The organism is Jiangella alba (assembly GCF_900106035.1).
Taxonomy (GTDB): domain Bacteria; phylum Actinomycetota; class Actinomycetes; order Jiangellales; family Jiangellaceae; genus Jiangella; species Jiangella alba.
The window spans coordinates 3,525,722-3,545,281 of record NZ_FNUC01000004.1; the positions used below are offsets into that span (position 1 = coordinate 3,525,722).

The 19,560-nt window shown below is 72.0% G+C and carries 21 protein-coding genes; 7 read left to right on the forward strand and 14 right to left on the reverse strand.

Translation table 11 applies throughout. From position 1 onward, the window contains the following. The first annotated feature begins 17 nt into the window (after positions 1–17). A complete protein-coding gene (locus BLV02_RS33955; RefSeq protein WP_083288630.1) occupies positions 18–1,754 on the forward strand; it encodes a family 43 glycosylhydrolase in 1,737 nt (578 codons plus the stop codon). Here BLV02_RS33955 and BLV02_RS33960 read toward each other — a convergent pair. After that, complete coding sequence (locus BLV02_RS33960) at positions 1,747–2,331, reverse strand: TetR/AcrR family transcriptional regulator (RefSeq protein WP_069111432.1); 585 nt, start codon at positions 2,329–2,331, stop codon at positions 1,747–1,749. The two genes, BLV02_RS33955 and BLV02_RS33960, sit on opposite strands and share 8 nt — an antisense overlap. A gap of 25 nt (positions 2,332–2,356) precedes the next feature. Next, positions 2,357–3,859 (reverse strand): MFS transporter, encoded by a 1,503-nt coding sequence (locus BLV02_RS33965; RefSeq protein ID WP_069111431.1) that lies wholly within the window; start codon positions 3,857–3,859, stop codon positions 2,357–2,359. 231 nt (positions 3,860–4,090) lie between these two features. Here BLV02_RS33965 and BLV02_RS38660 point away from each other — a divergent pair, with 231 nt between their 5' ends. Next, complete coding sequence (locus BLV02_RS38660) at positions 4,091–4,510, forward strand: ricin-type beta-trefoil lectin domain protein (protein ID WP_354595849.1); 420 nt, start codon at positions 4,091–4,093, stop codon at positions 4,508–4,510. Position 4,511: 1 nt separating this feature from the next. Here the strand turns inward: BLV02_RS38660 and BLV02_RS33970 are convergent, their stop codons facing one another. The 6 genes from BLV02_RS33970 to BLV02_RS33995 are packed head-to-tail and all read right to left on the reverse strand — an operon-like array spanning position 4,512 to position 10,712. Beyond that, positions 4,512–5,378: a carbohydrate kinase family protein gene (locus tag BLV02_RS33970; RefSeq protein WP_069111430.1), complete on the reverse strand. Its 867-nt coding sequence runs from the start codon at positions 5,376–5,378 to the stop codon at positions 4,512–4,514. Beyond that, positions 5,375–6,301 carry an agmatinase family protein gene (locus tag BLV02_RS33975; protein WP_069111429.1) on the reverse strand — a complete coding sequence of 309 codons (927 nt, stop codon included), beginning with the start codon at positions 6,299–6,301 and terminating at the stop codon, positions 5,375–5,377. Before BLV02_RS33975 ends, BLV02_RS33970 begins: the two co-directional genes overlap by 4 nt. A 32-nt stretch (positions 6,302–6,333) precedes the next feature. Continuing rightward, positions 6,334–7,185 carry a carbohydrate ABC transporter permease gene (locus BLV02_RS33980; protein ID WP_083288628.1) on the reverse strand — a complete coding sequence of 284 codons (852 nt, stop codon included), beginning with the start codon at positions 7,183–7,185 and terminating at the stop codon, positions 6,334–6,336. 1 nt (position 7,186) lies between these two features. After that, positions 7,187–8,146, reverse strand: a complete 960-nt coding sequence (locus BLV02_RS33985; RefSeq protein WP_083288627.1) for a carbohydrate ABC transporter permease — start codon at positions 8,144–8,146, stop codon at positions 7,187–7,189. Between the two features lie 31 nt (positions 8,147–8,177). Further along, positions 8,178–9,581 carry an ABC transporter substrate-binding protein gene (locus tag BLV02_RS33990; protein WP_069111428.1) on the reverse strand — a complete coding sequence of 468 codons (1,404 nt, stop codon included), beginning with the start codon at positions 9,579–9,581 and terminating at the stop codon, positions 8,178–8,180. Positions 9,582–9,617: 36 nt separating this feature from the next. After that, on the reverse strand, positions 9,618–10,712 hold the full coding sequence (locus BLV02_RS33995) for an ADP-ribosylglycohydrolase family protein (RefSeq protein ID WP_069111427.1): 1,095 nt from the start codon (positions 10,710–10,712) through the stop codon (positions 9,618–9,620). A 140-nt stretch (positions 10,713–10,852) separates the two neighbouring features. Between BLV02_RS33995 and BLV02_RS34000 the strand changes: the two genes are divergently transcribed. Both BLV02_RS34000 and BLV02_RS34005 read left to right on the forward strand, forming a co-directional pair. Continuing rightward, on the forward strand, positions 10,853–11,536 hold the full coding sequence (locus tag BLV02_RS34000) for a GntR family transcriptional regulator (protein ID WP_069111426.1): 684 nt from the start codon (positions 10,853–10,855) through the stop codon (positions 11,534–11,536). Continuing rightward, positions 11,533–12,081, forward strand: coding sequence for a hypothetical protein (locus tag BLV02_RS34005; RefSeq protein ID WP_069111425.1), 549 nt, complete (start codon positions 11,533–11,535; stop codon positions 12,079–12,081). The genes BLV02_RS34000 and BLV02_RS34005 overlap by 4 nt, the downstream gene beginning before the upstream one ends. Positions 12,082–12,089: 8 nt before the next feature. Here BLV02_RS34005 and BLV02_RS34010 read toward each other — a convergent pair whose 3' ends face one another. Further along, positions 12,090–12,596, reverse strand: coding sequence for a hypothetical protein (locus BLV02_RS34010; RefSeq protein WP_069111424.1), 507 nt, complete (start codon positions 12,594–12,596; stop codon positions 12,090–12,092). Positions 12,597–12,666: 70 nt separating this feature from the next. Between BLV02_RS34010 and BLV02_RS34015 the strand changes: the two genes are divergently transcribed. After that, a complete protein-coding gene (locus tag BLV02_RS34015) occupies positions 12,667–13,410 on the forward strand; it encodes an alpha/beta fold hydrolase (RefSeq protein WP_069111423.1) in 744 nt (247 codons plus the stop codon). 13 nt (positions 13,411–13,423) lie between these two features. On the opposite strand, the gene BLV02_RS34020 is transcribed toward BLV02_RS34015, so the two are convergent. From BLV02_RS34020 to BLV02_RS34035, 4 genes are read right to left on the reverse strand one after another with little or no spacing between them, the layout of a single operon-like run. Then, positions 13,424–14,071 (reverse strand): response regulator, encoded by a 648-nt coding sequence (locus tag BLV02_RS34020; protein ID WP_069111422.1) that lies wholly within the window; start codon positions 14,069–14,071, stop codon positions 13,424–13,426. Continuing rightward, complete coding sequence (locus tag BLV02_RS34025; RefSeq protein WP_069111421.1) at positions 14,068–15,039, reverse strand: sensor histidine kinase; 972 nt, start codon at positions 15,037–15,039, stop codon at positions 14,068–14,070. Before BLV02_RS34025 ends, BLV02_RS34020 begins: the two co-directional genes overlap by 4 nt. Positions 15,040–15,068: 29 nt before the next feature. Further along, positions 15,069–16,364, reverse strand: coding sequence for an ArsB/NhaD family transporter (locus BLV02_RS34030; RefSeq protein WP_216094218.1), 1,296 nt, complete (start codon positions 16,362–16,364; stop codon positions 15,069–15,071). After that, positions 16,361–16,834, reverse strand: a complete 474-nt coding sequence (locus tag BLV02_RS34035; protein WP_069111420.1) for a TrkA C-terminal domain-containing protein — start codon at positions 16,832–16,834, stop codon at positions 16,361–16,363. The genes BLV02_RS34030 and BLV02_RS34035 overlap by 4 nt, the downstream gene beginning before the upstream one ends. A gap of 171 nt (positions 16,835–17,005) precedes the next feature. On the opposite strand from BLV02_RS34035, the gene BLV02_RS34040 reads away from it, so the two are divergent. Together BLV02_RS34040 and BLV02_RS34045 are read left to right on the forward strand one after the other, a co-directional pair. Beyond that, positions 17,006–17,443 (forward strand): NfeD family protein, encoded by a 438-nt coding sequence (locus BLV02_RS34040; protein WP_069111576.1) that lies wholly within the window; start codon positions 17,006–17,008, stop codon positions 17,441–17,443. A gap of 19 nt (positions 17,444–17,462) precedes the next feature. Beyond that, entirely contained in the window at positions 17,463–18,560 is a 1,098-nt protein-coding gene (locus BLV02_RS34045) for an SPFH domain-containing protein (protein ID WP_069111419.1), read from the forward strand. A gap of 54 nt (positions 18,561–18,614) precedes the next feature. Here BLV02_RS34045 and BLV02_RS34050 read toward each other — a convergent pair whose 3' ends face one another. After that, positions 18,615–19,514 carry a cyclase family protein gene (locus BLV02_RS34050; RefSeq protein WP_083288624.1) on the reverse strand — a complete coding sequence of 300 codons (900 nt, stop codon included), beginning with the start codon at positions 19,512–19,514 and terminating at the stop codon, positions 18,615–18,617. Positions 19,515–19,560 lie beyond the last annotated feature (46 nt).

The window sequence follows — 19,560 nt, forward strand, 5'->3', positions numbered from 1 at the left end:
TATCCGAAGGAGTCGCGATGTCCCGTCGGCTGCGTCGAACCGTCCTCACCTGTGTCGCCGTTCTCGCCTCGATGACGGCTGGGCTGGCCCCGGCCACCGCCGTACCGCCGGAGGTGCCCAAGCAGCTCATCGCGCAGGACTTCCCGGATCCGGACCTCGTGCGCGTGGGCAGCACCTGGTACGCCTACGCGACCAACAACTTCGCCCACGTGCCGGTGGCGAGCGCGCCCACGATCGACGGGCCGTGGACGGTCCGTGGCGACGCGATGCCGGGCGGCCCGTCGCCGAGCTGGGCCACGGCCGGCCGGACCTGGGCGCCGGACGTGCACCTCAACGGCGACGGCACCCTCACCATGACCTACACCGCCTGGCACACGGCCTCCGGGCGCCAGTGCATCGGCGTGGCCACCGCGACCAACGCCCTCGGCCCGTTCACGCCGGCCGGCTCGCCACTGATCTGCCCGCTGGGTCAGGGTGGCGCCATCGACGCGAACACCTTCGTCGCGGCCGACGGAACCCGGTACCTGCTGTGGAAGAACGACGGCAACGCGATCGGGCAGCCGAGCACGCTGTGGCTGGTCCGGACGACGAACAACGGCACCGCGCTCGTCGGCGGCTCGACGGCGCTGCTCACCAGCAGCGGGGTGATCGAGGCGCCGGACATCGTCCAGCGGGGTGGTCAGTTCGTCCTGTTCTATTCCGGCGGCAGCTACGGCGGGTGCGGTTACGAGACCCGGTATGCGACCGCGAACAGCGCCGGTGGACCGTACTCGGTGGCCGGTCAGGCGCTGATGACGCAGGGGAACACCGGCATCTGCGGGCCCGGCGGCGCCGACGTCGTCACGGCGGCCGACGGCCTGACCGGCGGCGACAAGGTGGTCTTCCACGGCTGGGTGGGCGGTGCCCGGCACCTGTACTCCGTCGACCTGTCCTGGGTGGGCAACGTGCCGGTCCAGGGCGGCCGGCGAGCGGTGTCGCTGGACGGCGACGGCCGCTCGGAGCTCGCGGTCGTCGAGGCCGGCGGCGCGGTCCGGGCGTGGCACAACGACCTCGGTTTCGCCACCATGCCGTACGGCGACTCGGCGATCATCGGCACCGGGGTCACCGATCCCGCGCGGGTCCGGTTCGCCGACCTCGATGACGACGGCCGGGCCGAGCAGATCCACCTCCAGCCCAACGGCGACGTCCAGGCGTGGCACAACGACGTCGGTTTCGGCACCATGCCGTACGGCGACTCGGTGATCATCGCGACCGGGTTCACCGACCCCACGCGGGTCCGGTTCGCCGACCTCGACGACGACGGCCGGGCCGAGTTGATCAACATCCAGGCCGACGGCCAGGTGCAGGCCTGGCACAACGACGGCGCCTTCTCGGCGATGCCCTATGGAGCCTCGCGCATCATCGCCACCGGGTTCACGGCGTCGCGCACCGCGTTCGCCGACATCGACGGCGACGGGCGCGACGAGATCATCGCCGTCCAGGCCAACGGTGACGTGCAGGCGTGGCACAACGACGCCGGCTTCGCCACCATGCCGTACGGGAACTCCGTCATCATCGCCGACGGCTTCACCGATCCGGCCCGGGTGCGCTTCCCGGACCTCGACGGCGACGGCCGGGCCGAGATCGCGGCGATCCAGACGGACGGCCAGATCCGGGCGTGGCACAACGACGCGGGCTTCGTCACCCGCCCGTACGGCGACTCGCTCGTCGTCGGCGCCGGGTTCACCGACCCGGGCCGGGCGATCTTCATCTGACGGTCGTGGCGGGGCTGGTGCCGAGGGCCTGGGCGAGCACACGGTGCACGTGGCTGACGTCGTGGGGGACGTTGTCGATCAGGATGGCGGTGCACAGGCCGTCGGAGGCGGCGACGAGGGCGGCGATGGCGTGAGGGTCGTCGGTGAGGGTCGCGCCGAGTTCGGCGACGTTCTCGCGCCAGCGCCGGGCGACCGGCGTCAACGCGGGCCGGCGGGCGGCGAGGGTGGACAGTTCGCGTTCGGCCAGGGCGTGCTCGCGCCCGGGCCCGCCGGACTCGACGATCAGCTCGGCCAGCCCTCGCAGCTTGTCGCCGGGGCCGTCGATGATCTGCCGGATGCGGTCGGTGTAGGCGTCGGCGACGCTGGTCAGGGCGGCGACGAGGAGGTCGTCGAGGGTGGCGAAGTAGTAGGTGCTGAGGCTGGTGGGGATGCCGGCCTGCTTCGCGACGGTGCGGTGGGTGACGCCGGCCGCACCGTCGCGGGTGACCACGGCCAGGGTGGCGGCGATGATCTCGGCCCGGCGCTTGGCGCCGCGGGCACGCCGGCCGTCGGCGGGGTGTTCGGCGCCGTCGGTCATGCTCCCTCCTCCCGTTCGCCACAGGCTACTGGCCGAGCGCGCGGACTCGGCGCAGCGCCACGAAGCACAGCACGGTCGCCGCGACGATGGCCGCGCCGGCGACGGCCGCGGCGAGGTTCACTCCGGTGGTGAACGCGTGCTGCGCATCGCGCACGACGTCGGCGGGCACCCGGTCCGCGACCGACAGCGCGCCGGAGAGGCTGTCGGTGACGCGGGCGGCGTCCTCGGGCGCGACGCCGCCGGGCGCGGCCACGCGGGTGGTGTAGACGACGGCAGTCAGGCTGCCCAGCAGGGCGACCCCGAGGGCGATGCCGAGTTCCTGGACCGTCTCGGAGAGCGCGGCGGCCGAGCCCGACTGCGCCGCCGGCGCGGCGCCGACGACCATGTCGGTGCCGAGCGCGGCGATCGCCCCCAGGCCGAGGTAGACGAACGCGAACCCGGCAACCACGGCCACGGCGTCGTCCGTCCCGGCTGTCGCCAGGAGCGCGTACCCGATCACCGACAGTGCGAGCGTCACCCCCATGACCACGCCCGGGCGGACCCGGCGGGCGACCAGCGGTGCGCCGACGGCAGCGGCGAACATCGCGAGGGCCGGCGGGCCCATCCACAGCCCCGCGGCGAACGGGGACATGCCCTCGACGAGCTGGAGGTACTGGGTGACCAGGTACATCGTGCCGCCGACACCGACGAGCCCGATCAGCAGCACCGCCAGTGCCGCGGAGAAGGCCCGGTCGGCGAACAACCGGACGTCCAGCAGCGGGGAGTCCAGCCGCCGCTGCCGGCGCACGAACGTCAGGCCCGCCACGGCGCCGGCCGCGAGGAGGACGGCGGTGCCGGTGCCCACGCCGTGGGTGGCGGCGTGCTTGACGGCGTAGATGCCGGGCAGGATCGCGGCCAGGGACAACGCGACGCTGACGAGGTCCAGCCGCCCGGCCCGCGCGTCGGCGAACTCCGGCAGCAGCGCCTTCGCCGCGATCAGGACCACGACCGCGATGGGGACCGCGACCAGGAACGCCGCACCCCACCAGAACCGGTCGACCAGCGCCCCGCCGAGCACCGGCCCGGCCGCCATGCCGAGCGCGAACATCGTGGCCCACACCCCGATCGCCACCGCACGCTGCCGCACGTCGATGAACATGTTCGAGATCAGGGACAGCGTCGACGGCATCAGCGTCGCGCCCGCGACCCCCAGCAGGGCGCGCGCCACGATCAGCAGGCCGGCGCTGGGGGCGAACGCCGCGACCACCGACACGACGGCGAACGCCGTCATGCCGATCAGCAGCAGGCGCCGCCGGCCGATCCGGTCGCCCAGCGTGCCCATGGTGATGAGGAACCCGGCGATGAAGAAGCCGTAGGCGTCCATGATCCACAACGTCTGCGTCGCCGACGGGTCGAGCTCGGCGGCCATGCTGGGCAACACCAGGTACAACACCGTGACGTCCAGGCCCAGCAGCACCGTCGGGAGCGCCAGCAGCCCCAGGCCCGCCCACTCGCGTGCACCGGCACGCCGGGTGGCGACCGCGTCCATGAGTCCTCCTCCGTACGAGATTCTTGAACGTTAGTACAAGTAGAACTATCGTTCAAGAATGTTGCGCCGGGAGGGCAACGTGACGCCGAGGTGAAGGCATGCGCGGGGTTGGCTGCTCTCGTCACCGAGATCGAGTCGGCCGGACTCAGGGGAGCGCACCGCAGTGAGGAAGATTCACCTGAGACCAGGACACCAGCGGATGACATCCCGGCCGCACGGCCCGACCCGGCGATGTCGCCGCCGAGTCGAACGAGGCGGCCGTCCAGGCGGCGGCCGACTATCCGCCCCGGCACGCCTGGGCCGTTCCGGATCCGGAACCCCACGACGGGCATCTGCCTGGATTCCAACGAGCGGCACATTTATTACGGGAAGTGCAACTCCACCGATGCCGGGCAGAAATGGGGCTGGTGGAACGGTGGATGGCTGATCAGTCTCCAGACCGGGAAGTGCGTCAGCCCCTGGGGTGGCGACTGGCCCGAGCCGTACCTCTCGCTACAAGGCTGCTGGAGCGACCTGTTGAGCCAGCGCTGGATCCATCAGAACCAGGCGATCAAGAACGTGCTCCATGGAACGGCGTCCATGCGGGGCCCGAAGGCACCATCGTGTTCACGCAGAAGTGCTCGACGTCGCCCTTCCAGGCGTGGTCGGTGACCTACTCGTGAGCGTCGGCCGCCCGCACCGCTGCCGCCAGCTGGGCGGCGTCGGGCTGGGCGGCTTGGGCGCCGAGCGCCTGGGTGGCCAGCGCACCGGCGACGACGGCGGAGGACATGGCCGCGCGCAGGGTCCGGCCGCCGACGACGGCGTGGCACAGCGCGCCGGCGAAGGCGTCGCCGGCGCCGGTCGGGTCGACGGCGGTCACCGGCAGCGCGGGCTCGTGATGGACGATCTCGTCGTCGCGCATCAGCGTGGCGCCCCGCTCGCCCAGCGTCACGACCACGTCCACCCCGAGCCGGAGCCGGCGCCGGCGCAGCTCGGCCAGCCCGGCCTCGTTGGTGACGACGGCACGCAGCCGCGGCAGGCACTCGGCCAGCCCCGGGGTGTCGAGCATCCAGTGCTCCAGGCCCAGCATCGTCCGGGCGGCCAGGCCCGCCTCGACGAGCGCGGGCACGGCCTCCGGCGCGTAGTTGACGTACACCAGATCGGCGCCGGACGCCGCCTCGACCGGGACCGGCGCCCGGCCGGTCACGCCGCGGTCGACGTAGAGCGTGCGACGGGCGGCGTCGTGCACGATGGTCACGACGGTGGACCTGCCGGGAAGCTGCCGCACGGCGGTGGTGTCCACCCCGAGCCCGCCCAGCCGGTCCAGCAGCCAGCCGCCCCACGGGTCGGCGCCGACGTCGCCGACGAGCGCGGCCCGGCCGCCGAGCTTGGCGATCTGGGCCGCGACGTTGGCCGCCGTGCCGCCCAGCTCCCACGACGACGACGCCACCGGGACCTTCTCGTCCTGCGCCCGGTCGTGGTCGGTGACGATGGTGTAGTCGACGGCGATGTCGCCGACGACCGCGATGACCGGAGTCACCGTCCCGCCGCTCCGGAGAGCATCTCCATCGCCGTCGCGCAGGCCAGCCGGACGCTGATGCCGGACAGGTCGTAGATCGGGGCGATCTCGACGAGGTCCATCGCGATCGGTCTGGCCCGGCCCAGCGCCCGGGCGATGGCGAGCGTCTCGCGGGACGTGAAGCCGCCCGGCTCCGGGGTGCCGGTGCCGGGGAAGGCAGAGGCGTCCACCGAGTCGAGGTCGAAGCTCACGTACAGGCCGTCGACGCCGTCGAGCGCGCGCTCGATGGCCTGGTCGATGGCCCGCTCGACCCCGAGCCGCAGGATCTCCTCCATGCCGTACCAGCGGATGCCCTGCTCAGCCGCCGCCTCGACCTGGTCGCGCGGGTTCAGCCAGCCGTGCACCCCGAAGACGACGACGTTGGCGGGGTCGACGTTCTCGATCTCGGCGGCCCGCATGGTCGGACACCCGCTGGTCAGCGTCTCGCCGCCCCAGCCGTAGGCGGTGTCGAGGTGCGCGTCGATGCTGAGGTAGCCCATCTTCGGCACCGTGCGGGCCGCGCCCCGGGCGGCGCCGATGGCCAGCGCGTGGTTCCCGCCGACGGAGACCGGCAGCACGCCCTGGGACCGGACGCGGTACACGTGCTCCTCGATGAGGTCCATGGTGCGGGCCGCGTTCGGCGGCATCACCGGCACGTCGCCGACGTCGACCGTGGGCAGTTCCTCCCAGAGGTCGAACCCACGCTGCGCGTCGTAGCCGAAGAACCAACTGGACGCGTCGCGGAACGCCCGCGGCCCCATGTTGGCGCCGTTGCGGCCCGCGTTGCCCTCGTCCCACGGGATCCCGGTGATCGCGGCCCTGGCGTCGCCCAGGCCGTCGACGGTCGCCATCGGACGGCCGAAGAACGTGGCGACGCCGGCCTGGATGACCCGGAGCTCTTCCATCTGACTTTCCTTCCGCACTGTGCGTGCCGGCGCTACTTGCCGACGCCCATGGTGAGGCCACGGACCAGGTGACGCTGCAGGTAGATGGCGATGATCATGCCTGGCACGGCCGCGATCATCGCGGCGGCGGCCATCCAGCCCCACCGTACCTGGTCGAAACCGATGGCCTGCAGGATGCCGACCGTCACCGGCCGGGTGTTCGGCCCGGACAGCACCAGGCCCATCAGCAGGTTGTTCCAGCTGAACACGAACGCCAGGATGCCGGCGCTGGCGATGCCCGGCCGGATGATCGGCGCCACGACGGACAGCAGCACCCGCCACTGCCCGCAGCCGTCGATCTCGGCGGCCTCCTCGACCTCGACCGGGACGTCGGCGAGGAACGTCCGCACGATCCAGATCACCAGCGGGATGGTGATCAGCTGGTGCGCCAGGATCAGCCCGAGGTAGCTGTCGTACAGGCGGATCTGCTGGAAGATCGCGTACAGGGGGATGATCACCGCCAGCTCGGGGGCGAAGCGCAGCGACAGGAACGTGAACGCCAGGTTGTCGCCGCCGGCGATCCGGTTCCGGCTCAGCGCGTACGCCGCCGGCACGCCGACCAGCAGCGACAACAGCACCGCACCGCCGGACACGATGATCGAGTTGAGCAGGTACCCGCTGAACTCGCCCGACGTGGACTCGATGCCCCCGCCGCCGCCGAACAGCACCTCGCGGTAGTTCTCCAGGGTCGGGCCGAAGAGGAACTTCGGCGGGTAGTCGATGACGTCGCCGTAGCCCTTGAACGACATCAGCAGCACCCACACCAGCGGGAACAGCAGGAAGACGGTCAGGGCCGCGAAGGCGATGGTGAAACCGGCCTTGGAGCCGGCAGCTCGCATGGTCATGTCACTCCACCGCGTTGACAGTTCGGCGCCACAGCCGGAGCAGGAAGAAGCTCACGCCGTAGACGATGATCCACAGGACGAAGATGATGGCCATCGCCATGGCCGGGCTGGAGAAGCGGAACGCCTCCTCGTAGCCCTGCACGTGCAGCAGCCGGGTGGAGTTCAGCGGCCCGCCCCGGGTCACCGGCCAGATGAAGTCGAACTGCTTGAGCGAGTCGGCCACCCGGAACAGCGCGACGAGCACGATGTACGGCGCCAGCCACGGCAGGCTGACGTACCGGAACGCCTGCCACCGGGAGGCCCCGTCGACGTGCGCCGCCTCCCGCAGGTAGTCGGGCATCGACTGCAGCCCGGCCAGCATGATCAGCGCGCTGAACGGGGTGAACGCCCAGGTGTCGATCAGGACGACGGACAGCAGCGCGGTGGACGGGTCGGTCAGCCACGGGATGTCGCCCACGCCGGCGAAGGCGAGCAGGTAGTTCAGCACGCCGGCGCTGGGCTGCATCATGGTCTTCCACATCAGCCCGGCGACGATCGGCGGGATGAGCAGCGGCAGCACCAGGATGTTGCGGCCGATGCGGCGGACCACGGTCGACCGCTCGAGCAGCACTGCGATCCCGAGCCCCAGCGGCAGCTGCACCGCGAGCACCACCACGACGTAGAGCAGCGTCAGCAGCAGCCCGGTGCGGAACCGTTCGTTGGAGAACAGCGCGATGTAGTTGTCCAGCCCGATGAACGACGGGTTGGCGATGTACGCCTTCTCGTTGGTGAAGCTCTTGACGACGCCCTGCACGAATGGCACGAGGATGCCGATGACCAGCAGGAACGCCGGGGCCAGCATCAGCAGGTGGACCCGTGCGGTCCGCCTGCGCCGTGGGCCGGCGCGGCCCGGGCGGCCGGAGCCGGCCGGCGCGCCGGACCCGCTCCGGCGGCGCACGGTCACCGGGGTGTTGGTGCTCACGTTCGCTCCCTTGGGTTCGTGGCCCCAGGTGTCACTGGGCGAGGAATCCGGCGATCTCGTCGCGGGCGGACTCCAGGTTCTGCTTCGTGTTGCCGTCGAAGAACGACTTCTGGATCGCCTCCGCCCAGATGTCCAGCGCCCGGGTCAGCTCGGGGTGCGGCGGGAACCGGATCTCGGCGATCTCGGCGGTCTCCTCCAGCACCTGGCGGTACTCGCCCGCGGTGCTGCCCCACGAGTCGACCAGGCCGGCCAGCTCCTCGTTCTCCCACGCCGACGCCCGCACCGGGTTCATGTTGCCGGCCAGGTTGGTCTGGACGAGCACGTCCGGGCTGGTCAGCCACTGCAGGAAGGTCCAGGCGGCGCCCTTCTCCTCCGACGCCGACGCCATGCTCAGCTGCCAGATCCAGGCGCTGGCGAACCGGCCCTCCGGGCCCTCGGGCACCAGGGCGTAGCCGACGTCGTCGGCGATGTTCGACTCGGCCGCGTCCTCGTAGGTGGGCGCGAACAGGTCGGCCTCGTTGAGGGCCATGGCGAACCGGCCGCTGGCCATGCCCTGCAGCACCTCGTACCAGGTGAACGCCGACGCGTCCTGCGGCGAGCCCTTCTTGACGATGTCGATGAACAGGTCGGTGACCTCGGCCGCGGTGTCGGTGGCGATCGCCACCTCGCCGTCGTCGTCCAGCAGCCGCACCCCGTAGGCCTGGGCCATGCTGGCGAAGGTCAGGTAGGGCAGGTCCCAGTACTTGTCGAACCGCGTGACGATGGGGAAGACGCCGCTCGTGGTCTCCGCGGCGGCCAACTGCTCGGTCGCGGCGAGGACGTCGTCATAGGTCTGCGGCACCTGCACGCCCGCGGCCTCGAACACGCTCGGCCGGTAGGTGAGGTTGTACGACTCGAAGTTGATCGGCAGCGCCCACAGGTCGCCCTCGCCCAGGCCGGTCAGCAGCTCGCGGTTCCACCGGCCCGCGTCGAGCACGCCGGGGACGAAGTCGTCGACGGCGTACTCCGGCATGGTCACGGCCGGGTTGTCCACGTAGCTGTCCAGCGGCTCCAGCCAGCCCGCGGCCGCGTACTGCCAGTTGTGCAGCGGGTCGGTCATGAAGACGTCGTAGTTTCCGACGCCGGACGAGAGATCGGCCTGCAGCTTGTCGAAGCCCTGCTGCTCGTTGAGGACCTCGACGTCGACGGTGATGCCGGTCTCCTCCTCGAACTGCTCGAGCAGCGGCTGCACCGACGCGACGAACGGGTGCTCGATCAGCATCAGGTTGATCTCGCTGCCCTCGAAGGCCCGCGGATCGTAGTCCTGACCGGCGTTGAGCTCCGCACCGGCCGAGCCGTCCGTCTCGTTCGACGGCGACGCGGGGCCGCAGGCGCCGAGCACCAGCGCCGCCGTCAGCGTGGCGGCCGCGGTCGCGGCGAACCTTCTGACCTTCATGGGTCTACCTCCTGGCAGGACGAACACGGAGATGCATCAGGACTGGGACGGCTTGGGGAGGGCGGCCACGCCGGTCAGCCGGCGCGCGACCCCCGCGATGTCGAGCTGGTTGGCGTCGAGCACCGCCTGGTAGGCGTCGCGCGGGACCTGCCCGAACCCGGACAGGGCGCCGGCGATCGATCCGGCCATGCAGGCGACGGTGTCGGTGTCGTCGCCCGCGTTGGCCGCGGCCACCACCGTCAGCCACGGGTCGCCGGCCGCCGCGACCACGAACCCGATGGCCGCGGGCACCGCCTCGGCGGCGTGCAGTCCGGTGCCGACGTAGTCGGCGATGCGGGCCACCGCCTGGTCGATGTCGTCGCTGGCGATGGCGATCTTGACGGCCAGCTCGATGCGCGCCTCGACGCTGGCGCCGGCGGCGTCGCGTCCGTCGCGGCCGCCGATCTCAGCGCCCAGCCGGGCGCCGGCCCGGGCCGCCCGGACGACGTCGACGAGGGTCGCGTCGTCGGCGAGGGCGATGGAGACGGCGGCGGCGATCGCACCCGCGCCGGCGACGCCGACGTTCGTGAAGTGGCTGGGCCGGCAGGTGATCGCGGCGGCCTCGACGGCGGCGCGGAGGTTGCCCGGGTTGACCAGGCCGGCCGGCGCGACCCGCATGGCGCCGCCGTTGCTGGTGCCCATGGTCGTCTCGCGGCCCGCCGCGCCGATGGTCTCCGGGTCGGCGCCGCCGCGCAGCGCCTCGACCGAACGCCGTGTGCTCGGCCCGGCGAAGTGCGGGAAGTAGTCCGGGTTCTCCGACCAGCCGAGGATCATCTGCGCGACGGCGGCGGCGGTCACCGCACCGTTGCCCTTGATGAACTCCTCCGCCAGCAGCAGCATCTGGCTGGAGTCGTCGGTGATCTGCGCGGGCTTGCGGCCCTTGGCGTAGGGGGAGTCGGCCGGCGGCTCGTGGAACACCTCGACCCGTCCGCCCCAGAGGTCGCGGATCTCCCGGATGCTGCGCTGCTCCGTCGGCGCGCCGAGAGCGTCGCCGATGACGGCGGTGGCGAGCGAGCCGTGCACCCTGTCCTGCAGCTGGGTGAACTCCCACTCTCGATCGAGGCCGGGGGTGGGGACAGACTGCTGGGCCATACGGGATCCTCTTTCTGCGAACCGGTTGCCGGCGTATCGGACCTGGAGGGAGCCGATGGCCGGGACCGTAGCAACTTGTAGGTACATGTGCAAGACTTGTTGTGACAAGTGGAGGTGGCATGAGGCCGGCGTATCAACGGGTGGCAGACTCGCTCCGGGCCGACATCGAGGCCGGCCGCTGGCAGCCGGCGACCAAACTGCCGAGTGAGCACACGCTCGCGCAGACGTTCGAGGTGTCCCGGACGACCATCCGGCAGGCGCTGGACGTCCTGGAGTCGGCCAACGTCATCCGGCGCCAGCAGGGCAAGGGCACCTTCGTCGCCGCTCAGGGCGTCTCGCACGTGCTCGGCGACCTCAAGAGCTTCACCGACACGCTGCGCGAACTGGGCAAGCAGCCCGGCATCCGGGACGTCTCGGTCGCGATCGACGACGACCCTCCGGCCGACGCGACCACCTTCCTGCGCGGCTCCCGCATCTGGTGCGTCGAGCGCGTCCGCACCGCCGACGGCCGGGCGTTCTGCCGCATGCAGTCGTGGCTGCCCGACGCCCTCGCCGCCGGCATCGCCGAGGACGAGCTGCTGGCCCGGCAGTCGCTCTACGCGCTGCTCGCCGACCTGTCCGACGAGCGGCCGGCCGAGGCGACCGAGGTGATCCGGGCCGAGGCGGCCAGCGCCGAGGACTCCGTCGCGCTCGGGGTGCCGAAGGACACGCCGCTGCTCAGCATCTACCGGTGGACCAGCAACCACCGGGGAGCGCCCATCGAGTTCGTCCGCTCGGCCTCCCCGGGCGACCGCTACGAGTACGTCATCCGCCTCAAGCAATGACCCCGGGTGGGGTCGACATCGTGGTCGCGGTGCGGTTCGCTGGGCCGGTGAAGGCCGTCGCCGCGCTCTCCCTCCTGGCCGTCGCCTGCCTCGCCGGCTGCGGCACGACGGCCGCCGACGGGCGCGCCGGTTCGTCCGCCACCGGCGCCTGCCCGTCGGTGCACGACCAGCCGATGCCGGACGACTGCGTGGGCTACGACCCCGACGCCGGCATGCGCGCCAACGACGCCTACCGGGAGCGCAGCGTGCTGCCGCCGGGCGGGCGGGGCGAGGCGGTCGAGCACCACGCCCGCATCGTGGCGGCCCTCACCGAGGCCGTCGCGGCCGGTCCGCTGACGGTCGACGACGCCCGCGCCGTCCTCGAGCCGCTCGGCTACGACAGCGTCCAGGGCCACGGGTCGTCCGAGGTGTCGATGGGCGGGCTGTCCATCGGTGTGGACGTCGGGACCGGCTGCGTCTACGGCGAGATCCGCGACACCGAGGTCACCCTCGACATCGGCGGCGGCATCGTCGACGGCGGCTGCCTGCCGGCCGTCGGGAACTGACGGCCGCGTCACTCCTTCCAGGCGACGTCGTGCCAGTAGGCGGCGTGCGCGCTGGTCTGGCGGACGATCCGGTCGGGTGCCGGTGGAGCCGGCCAGAGCTGCAGGAGGTAGCGGTCCGGGCCGGGCCGCGCGGTGTCGACCTGACGGCCGGCCGCGAACCCCGCGGCGCTGTAGCGGACCCGGTGCGACCCGGCGGCCGGCAGCGTCAGCGGGTGCAGGTCGTCGAAGCTCGTGAGCGCCCCGCTCGTCTTCGCGACGTCGAGGGACACCTCGACGACCTCGTCCCACTGGTCGTCCGGCGGCGGCTCGGCGGCCGACCACGCGACGGTGAAGGCGACCGACCCGGTGTGCAGTCCGGTGATGAGGTGCACCTGGTGCGCCACCGCGGCCCCGGCCAGGCCGTTGCGCTGCCCCCGCCGCGCGACGTCGGGCATGGCCGGCTCCTCGGGCCCGTTGGTCAGCAGGTGCGCGAATCCGTAGTGCACCGACACCTCGCCCGAGAACAGCTCTGTCATGCCGCCGATCCTCGCCGAGAGGCCGGACACATGGCCATCGGCGGCGGGTTCATGCCTCTAACCTTCGCGCATGGAGTTCCTGAGCGTGGACGGCGCCCGGATCGCGTTCCGGGTGTCCGGCAGCGGGCCGCCCCTCCTCGCGCCGGAGTGCAACTACACCTGGGACCCCGGGTTCGAGCGGTTGATGGCCCGCCGGTTCACCCTGATCGTGGCGTCACCGCGCGACTACGGCCGCAGCTCACGCGCGGCCGGGCCGGCTCAGCCGGACCTGTGGGCGACGGACCTGCTGGCGGTGGCCCGGCACCTCGGTCATCCGCGCTTCCTCTGCTTCGGCTACTCGTTCACCGGTGCGTGCGGTCCGTGGCTGGCGCTGCGGCTCGCCGAGCACGCGAGCGTGGCGGCCGTCGCCTCCGGAGGGTTCCCGCTGCTCGGCGACTACGGCATCACCTCCCGCGACGTCGACGGGCAGTTGGCGCGGCTGGAGAACGACCCCGGCACATGGGCGGCGATGGAGTCGCGATTCGACCCCCGCGCCGGCGCCGCCTTCTACCGCCGGCTGAGCCTGCTGCCCCCGGATGCGCTGGTGGACGACGCGCCCTGCCCGCTCTACTGCTTCTGGGGCGACCGCGATCACGACGCGGTCGGGATGGTCCTGCCCGGCAGCGAGCTCGCCGCCGGCCTGAGTGCCCGGGGTGTGCCCTGGCGGCAGTACGAGGGATACGACCACGAAGAACTGAACGGCCGCCTGGAAGTGGCCTGGCCTGACACCGAGGCCTGGCTCCTGGATCGGGCAGCGGACCACGGGCTCGGGTAGGGCCCGTGCGGCGTCAGGGCTCGATGAGGCCGGCGCGGACGGCGTAGCGGGTGAGCTCGGTGCGGTCGCGCATGCCGAGCTTGGCGAGGACATTGGCGCGGTGGCGCTCGACGGTCTTGTGGCTGATGACGAGCTGGGCGGCGATCTGCTTGGAGGTGTAGCCCTCGGCGATGAGCTTCACGACCTCCTCCTCGCGCTCGGTGAGCACGCCCTGGGGCACCCGCTCGCCGCGGCGCATGCGGTCGAGGAAGTCGCGGACGAGGGTGCCCGCGACGCCGGCGTAGAGGAACGGCTCGTTGCGGATGGCGGCCCGGCAGGCGGCCACGAGGTCTTCGTCGGCCGCGGACTTCAGGACGTAGCCGCAGGCGCCGGCCTGCAGGGCGGCGAAGAAGTACTGCTCGTTGTCGTGCATCGACAGCATGAGGGTGCGCACGGACGGGGCGCGGCGGGCGATCTCGCGGGCGGCCTGCAGGCCGGTGAGCCGGGGCATGGAGACGTCGAGGATGGCGAGGTCGGGCACGGTGGCGCGGGCGAGCTCGACCGCCTCGGCGCCGGTGGCGGCCTCGGCGACGACGGTGAGGTCGGGTTCGGCCTCGAGGATGCGCCGGATGCCGCCGCGCACCAGGGCGTGGTCGTCGGCGAGCAGGATCCGGACGGTCATGACGGCGGCTCCGCGACGGGGAGCTCGAGGATCACCTCGGTGCCGGCGCCGCGGCGCGAGCGCAACTCGAGCCGGCCGCCGACCATGCGGGCGCGCTCCTGCATCCCCTGGATGCCGGCACCGGCCGTCGCGTCGGCGCCGCCGACGCCGTCGTCGGCGACCCTGAGGGTGAGGGTGTCACCCCGGCGGGTCAGCCCGAGCTCCACGGCGTGCGCGTGGGCGTGCCGGGCCACGTTGGTCAGGGCCTCCTGCGCCACCCGGTAGGTGACCAGCTCGGCCTCGCGGCTCAGCGCGGGCAGGCCGGGCAGGAACCCGCGGGTGACGGGGATGCCGGTGCGGGCGGTGAGGTCGCTGGCCAGGCTGGACAGCGAGTTCAGCAGGCCGAGGTCGGCCAGGACGCCGGGGCGCAGGCGCTGGGAGATCCGGCGGACCTCTTCCAGGCTGGTCCGGGTGGTGTCGCGGACCTGCTCCAGCTCGGCGGCGACGTCGGGCGAGGCGCCGTCGGCGGCGTGCTTGAGGCCGAGCAGCACGGCGGTGAGGCTCTGCCCGACCTCGTCGTGCAGCTCCTGGGCGATGCGCTGCCGTTCGGCCTCCTGCGCGTGCAGGGCCCGGGTGGTGCTGGCGGTGCGCTCGGCCTCCAGCCGCTCGAGCATCGCGTTGAACCCCGCCACCAGCGGCCTGGCCGGCCCGGCGCCGTCCTCGTCCAGCCGCCGGCCGGGACGGCGCAGGTCGATGGTGCCCATGACCGCGGTGAGGCGGTCCAGCGGCCGCAGCACCGAGCGCAGCAGGACCGCGTTGAGAGCGACGATGACGGCCAGGCCGAGGGACAGGACGAGGACCTCGGACCACAGCGTCCGCGCCGACACCGTCGCCGGCGTGAGCACCAGGGCGAGCGTTCCGAGCACGAAGACGGCGCCGTTGATCAGGCACACGCGCCAGAACAACGGCAGCGACAGCTCCCGTCTCATGGCACCAGCCTGGCAGATTCCACGTCGCCTCAGGCGAAAGCGAAGTAGCGGAGGAAGACGTAGAGCCAGGCGAGCAGGAGCGTCACCGCGGTGACCACGATGCCGTACTTGGTGAACCCCCAGAAGCTGATCGGCTCTCCGGCCTTCGCGGCGATGCCGAGGACGACGACGTTCGCGCCCGCGGCGACGGCGGTGGCGTTGCCGCCGAGGTCGGCGCCGAAGACGAACGCCCACCAGAGCGGGCTCTCGGGGCCGGACGACGGTGTCGCGGCGACCATGTCCTCGACGATGGGCACCATGGCGGTGGTGTAGGGGATGTTGTCGACGAAGGCCCCGATGACGCCCGACCCGAACAGCAGCGCCGTCGCGCCGAGGAACTCGCGGTCGCCCATCGCCTCCGCGGCGAACCGGCCGATTTCGCCGATGACGCCGACCTGCACCAGCGACCCGACGAGGACGAACAGCGCCATGAAGAACGCCAGGGTCGCCCACTCGACCTCCTCGAGGAACTCCTCCGGCGTGGTGCGCGAGACCAGCACGGTCACCCCGGCGCCCAGCATCGCGACCATCGAGGGGTCGAGGTGCAGCACGGTGTGCAGGCTGAAGGCGACCATGACCAGCCCCAGCACCACCAGGCAGCGCACCAGCAGCCGCATGTTGGTGATGGCGTCGCGGGGCCGGATGTCGCCGAGCAGGCCGTCGACGTCGATCCGGGTGGCCAGCTGGCGCCGGAACAGTACCCGCGCGAGCAGCACGAACACGACCAGCAGGACGACGGTGAGCGGCAGGGAGTGGACGAGGAAGTCGACGAAGCTCAGCCCGGCCCGGCTGCCGATGATGATGTTCGGCGGGTCTCCGATCAGCGTCGAGGTGCCGCCGATGTTGGATGCCAGGATCAGCGAGATGAGGTACGGCGCCGGCGGCAGCCCGAGGCTGCGGCACACCGACAACGTCACCGGGGCGACGAGCAGCACGCAGGTGACGTTGTCGAGGATGGGTGCGACGGTCGCGGCGACCAGCACCAGCAGGACGAGCAGCCGGTAGGGCCGCCCGCGCGAGGTGCGAGCCGCCCACAGCGCCAGGAACTCGAACAGACCGGTCTGCTTGAGCACGCCGACGATCACCATCATCCCGAACAGCAGGAAGATGACGTTCCAGTCGATGCCGGTCTCGTGGTCGAAGAAGGCCGTCTCGGCGTCGACCACGCCGATCAGGATCATCGCCCCGACGCCGCCGAGGGCCGCGGCGACCCGGTGGACGCGTTCGGTGGCGATGAGCGCGTAGCTGACGAGGAAGATGGAGATGGCCGCGGAGGTGAGGATCACCCAGGTCTCCTGCGCACGGCCAGCGCCAGCGTGTGGCCGGCGGGCGCCAGCCCTTCGTACCAGCCGGCCAGCCGGCCCAGCCGGCTCACCGAGCGCAGCCGGTCCTCCACGGCGCCGACCTGGTCGCGGGCGGCGACGACGAGGACCTGGTCACCGGCGCGAAGCACCGTGCGCCCGTCGGGCACCAGGACCCGTGGCCGGCGGGTGATCAGGGAGACGGCCGACCCGGCGGGCAGTCGCAGCTCGTCGACCTCCACACCGGCCAGCCGGGACTCCGGCTCGACCTCGAAGCGGAGCAGGACGGCGTCGAGGCGGTCGAGGGTGGCGAACCCGATGGAGACCTTGTGGACGATGCTGCCCTTCTCCGCCCACCGCGGCTGCCGGCCGCGGCCGACCGTCAGCCCCACCGTGAAGCCCACCGCCGCACAGAGCATGCCTACGGAGACGGCCAGCTCGAGCTCAGCCGGCACCGTCGGCCCAGCTACTCCGGCTCGCCCACGACTCCATGCGACAAGTCAACGGACGTGGTCGGGGCGTGTGAATGGGTTCTACCACCCATCCTTGCTCGCCGGCCCTCCGGAACGGGCGTGCGGCGAGCTAGATTAAGGAGGACCGTCCTGTATGTGCGGGAGGTCGGTTCGATGGCGTGGATCGTGTGGCTGCTGGTGGCCGCGGCGCTGGGCGCGGCCGAGTTCTTCACGCTCACGTTCGCGCTCGGCCTGCTCGCCGGTGCGGCGCTGATCGCGGCGGTCGTGGCCGGCCTCGGTGGCGCCTGGGTGCTGCAGATCGCCGCGTTCGCCCTGGCCGGCGCCGCCGGGCTGCTGGTCGTGCGGCCGGTCGCGCGCCAGCACATGAGTCATCCGCCGCTGACGAGCGAGGGCTCCGACGCGCTGGTGGGCAAGAAGGCCGTCGTGATCGAAGAGGTCACCGCCGAGCACGGGCTGATCAAGCTGTCCGGCGAGACCTGGTCCGCGCGGACGCTGGACGACGACCACGTGATCCCGGTGGGCGCGCTGGTCGACGTCATGGAGATCGAGGGCGCCACGGCCATCGTCTACCCCCGGGAACTGCTCCCCTGACAACGACGAAGGAGGAGACATGGAACTCCTGGTGCTCATCATCGTCCTCGCCGCCGTGGTGATCTTCGGGGTCGCCTCGACGGTCCGCGTGGTGCCGCAGGCCCGCCGCTACAACGTCGAGAGGTTCGGCCGCTACCGCACCACGCTGCAGCCCGGCCTGAACTTCATCATCCCGATGGTCGACCGCATCAACACCAAGCTCGACGTCCGTGAGCACGTCTTCACCTCGCAGCCGCAGCCGGTCATCACCGAGGACAACCTGGTGGTCAACATCGACACCGTCCTCTACTACCAGATCACCGACCCGCGCGCGGCCGCGTACGAGGTGGCCAACTACCTGCAGGCCATCGACCAGCTGACGGTCACGACGCTGCGCAACGTCATCGGCAGCATGGATCTCGAGAAGACGCTCACCTCCCGCGAGGTCATCAACGCCCAGTTGCGCACCGTGCTCGACGACGCGACGGGGAAGTGGGGCATCCGGGTGAACCGGGTCGAGATCAAGGCGATCGATCCGCCGGCCACCATCAAGGAGGCCATGGAGAAGCAGATGCGGGCCGAACGCGACAAGCGCGCCGTGATCCTGCACGCCGAGGGGGAGCGGCAGTCGAAGATCCTCACCGCCGAGGGCACCCGGCAGCAGGAGATCCTGGAGGCGCAGGGCAACCAACAGGCGATGATCCTGCGCGCCGACGGCGAGGCGCGCGCCATCGAGCGGGTCTTCCAGGCGGTGCACCAGAACAACGCCGACCCGAAGGTGCTCGCGTACAAGTACCTCGAGACGCTGCCGCACCTGGCCGACGGCGACAACAACACGTTCTGGGTCATCCCCGGCGAGCTCACCGAGGCGATCCGGTCGGTCACCAGCGCCTTCGGCGACTACTCCAGCACCGGCACGCCACCGGCCGCCGACGACGAGCGGCCGGCCGAGCTCGACCACGACGGTCACCGCGAACTGGCCGCCGGCGCTCCGTTGCCCGCCGACGCCGCTGCCGCCGCCGACCAGGTGGCCCAGCTGGCCGAGGCGGCGGTCGAGGACGCCAAGGCCGAGGCCGCCGCCGTCGAGAGCGGCAGCGGCATGGCGAGCGAGCGGAGCCGGCTCGAGCCGGATCGGTGAACGGGACCGATCCTCACTCCTCGTGGAGCTGCGCGTCGAGCTCGCCCCGGCCGGTTAGAACAGGGCCAGCGGGTTCACCGGCGTGCCGGTGCCGCCGGGGACCCGCAAGGGGGCGATGACCAGCGCGAACGTCGCCCTCCGGTGAGCCGCGCAGGCCGCGGTGAGGGCGTCCATGTCCGGGCAGTCCAGCAGGCACAGGCCCATGGCCGCCAGCCCGATCTGGTGCAGGGGGAGCGGCATGGCCGTGCTCGGGTACGGCAGCCGCTCGACGCAGTCGCCGCTCCACACGGCGACCTCGCGCTCGTGCAGCCACGCGAGGCACTGCGCGTCCAGGCCCGCCCGCAGCGACGGGTCCTCCGGCCCCTGCTCGCGTTCGCGGCGCCCCAGGCCGACGTGCGCGAACACCGCGTCGCCGGAGCCCACCCGCGCACCGGCGAGGGCCTCGGCCGCCTCGAGGTCGGCCACGCCGACGCGCTCGCCCGGCTCCAGCCAGGGCACCCCGCGGGCCGCGGCGACGTTCAGCAGGACGCCCCGGGTCACGATGCCGTCCCGGGCGGCGTGGACGGACCCGAACCGCAGGCCGCGCTCGCCGAGGATCTCGCGGGCGCCGCGGCCGTTGTACGCCGTGCCCTCCCAGAACACGTGCGCGACCGCGTCGAGGTGCGTCACGGAGAAGCCGTGCGCCGCGATCTCGATGCGGTCCCTGGCCGCGAGCGGATCGCGCTCATACGGGTCGACGACGTGCACGAGCGGGTCGGTGTTCTTCGATGACGGGTGCACGTCGAGGTCGAGGCCGATCGACACGGACTCGCCGAGCCGCACCTCGTGCAGGGCGGCGCGGCGGACGGCCGGGGTGATGAAATTCAGCGTGCCGAGCTCGTCGTCGTCGCCCCAGCGGCCCGCGTTCGAGCAGGCGGCGAACAACCGCCGCAGCCGGTCGTCCTCGTCGATCACGTCGTCACCCTTGTCCTCTCGTCCGGCGTTGGTAGTCTAAAGGACG

Bases quoted from the DNA above. Each gene is read 5' to 3' on its own strand.
- BLV02_RS38660 (WP_354595849.1), top strand. From the start codon at position 4,091: ATGTCGCCGCCGAGTCGAACGAGGCGGCCGTCCAGGCGGCGGCCGACT.
- BLV02_RS33960 (WP_069111432.1), bottom strand. From the start codon at position 2,331: ATGACCGACGGCGCCGAACACCCCGCCGACGGCCGGCGTGCCCGCGGC.
- BLV02_RS33975 (WP_069111429.1), bottom strand. From the start codon at position 6,301: ATGGAAGAGCTCCGGGTCATCCAGGCCGGCGTCGCCACGTTCTTCGGC.
- BLV02_RS33965 (WP_069111431.1), bottom strand. From the start codon at position 3,859: ATGGACGCGGTCGCCACCCGGCGTGCCGGTGCACGCGAGTGGGCGGGC.
- BLV02_RS33995 (WP_069111427.1), bottom strand. From the start codon at position 10,712: ATGGCCCAGCAGTCTGTCCCCACCCCCGGCCTCGATCGAGAGTGGGAG.
- BLV02_RS34020 (WP_069111422.1), bottom strand. From the start codon at position 14,071: ATGACCGTCCGGATCCTGCTCGCCGACGACCACGCCCTGGTGCGCGGC.
- BLV02_RS34040 (WP_069111576.1), top strand. From the start codon at position 17,006: ATGGCGTGGATCGTGTGGCTGCTGGTGGCCGCGGCGCTGGGCGCGGCC.
- BLV02_RS34015 (WP_069111423.1), top strand. From the start codon at position 12,667: ATGGAGTTCCTGAGCGTGGACGGCGCCCGGATCGCGTTCCGGGTGTCC.
- BLV02_RS33955 (WP_083288630.1), top strand. From the start codon at position 18: ATGTCCCGTCGGCTGCGTCGAACCGTCCTCACCTGTGTCGCCGTTCTC.
- BLV02_RS34010 (WP_069111424.1), bottom strand. From the start codon at position 12,596: ATGACAGAGCTGTTCTCGGGCGAGGTGTCGGTGCACTACGGATTCGCG.
- BLV02_RS33990 (WP_069111428.1), bottom strand. From the start codon at position 9,581: ATGAAGGTCAGAAGGTTCGCCGCGACCGCGGCCGCCACGCTGACGGCG.
- BLV02_RS34025 (WP_069111421.1), bottom strand. From the start codon at position 15,039: ATGAGACGGGAGCTGTCGCTGCCGTTGTTCTGGCGCGTGTGCCTGATC.
- BLV02_RS33980 (WP_083288628.1), bottom strand. From the start codon at position 7,185: ATGACCATGCGAGCTGCCGGCTCCAAGGCCGGTTTCACCATCGCCTTC.
- BLV02_RS34005 (WP_069111425.1), top strand. From the start codon at position 11,533: ATGACCCCGGGTGGGGTCGACATCGTGGTCGCGGTGCGGTTCGCTGGG.
- BLV02_RS34045 (WP_069111419.1), top strand. From the start codon at position 17,463: ATGGAACTCCTGGTGCTCATCATCGTCCTCGCCGCCGTGGTGATCTTC.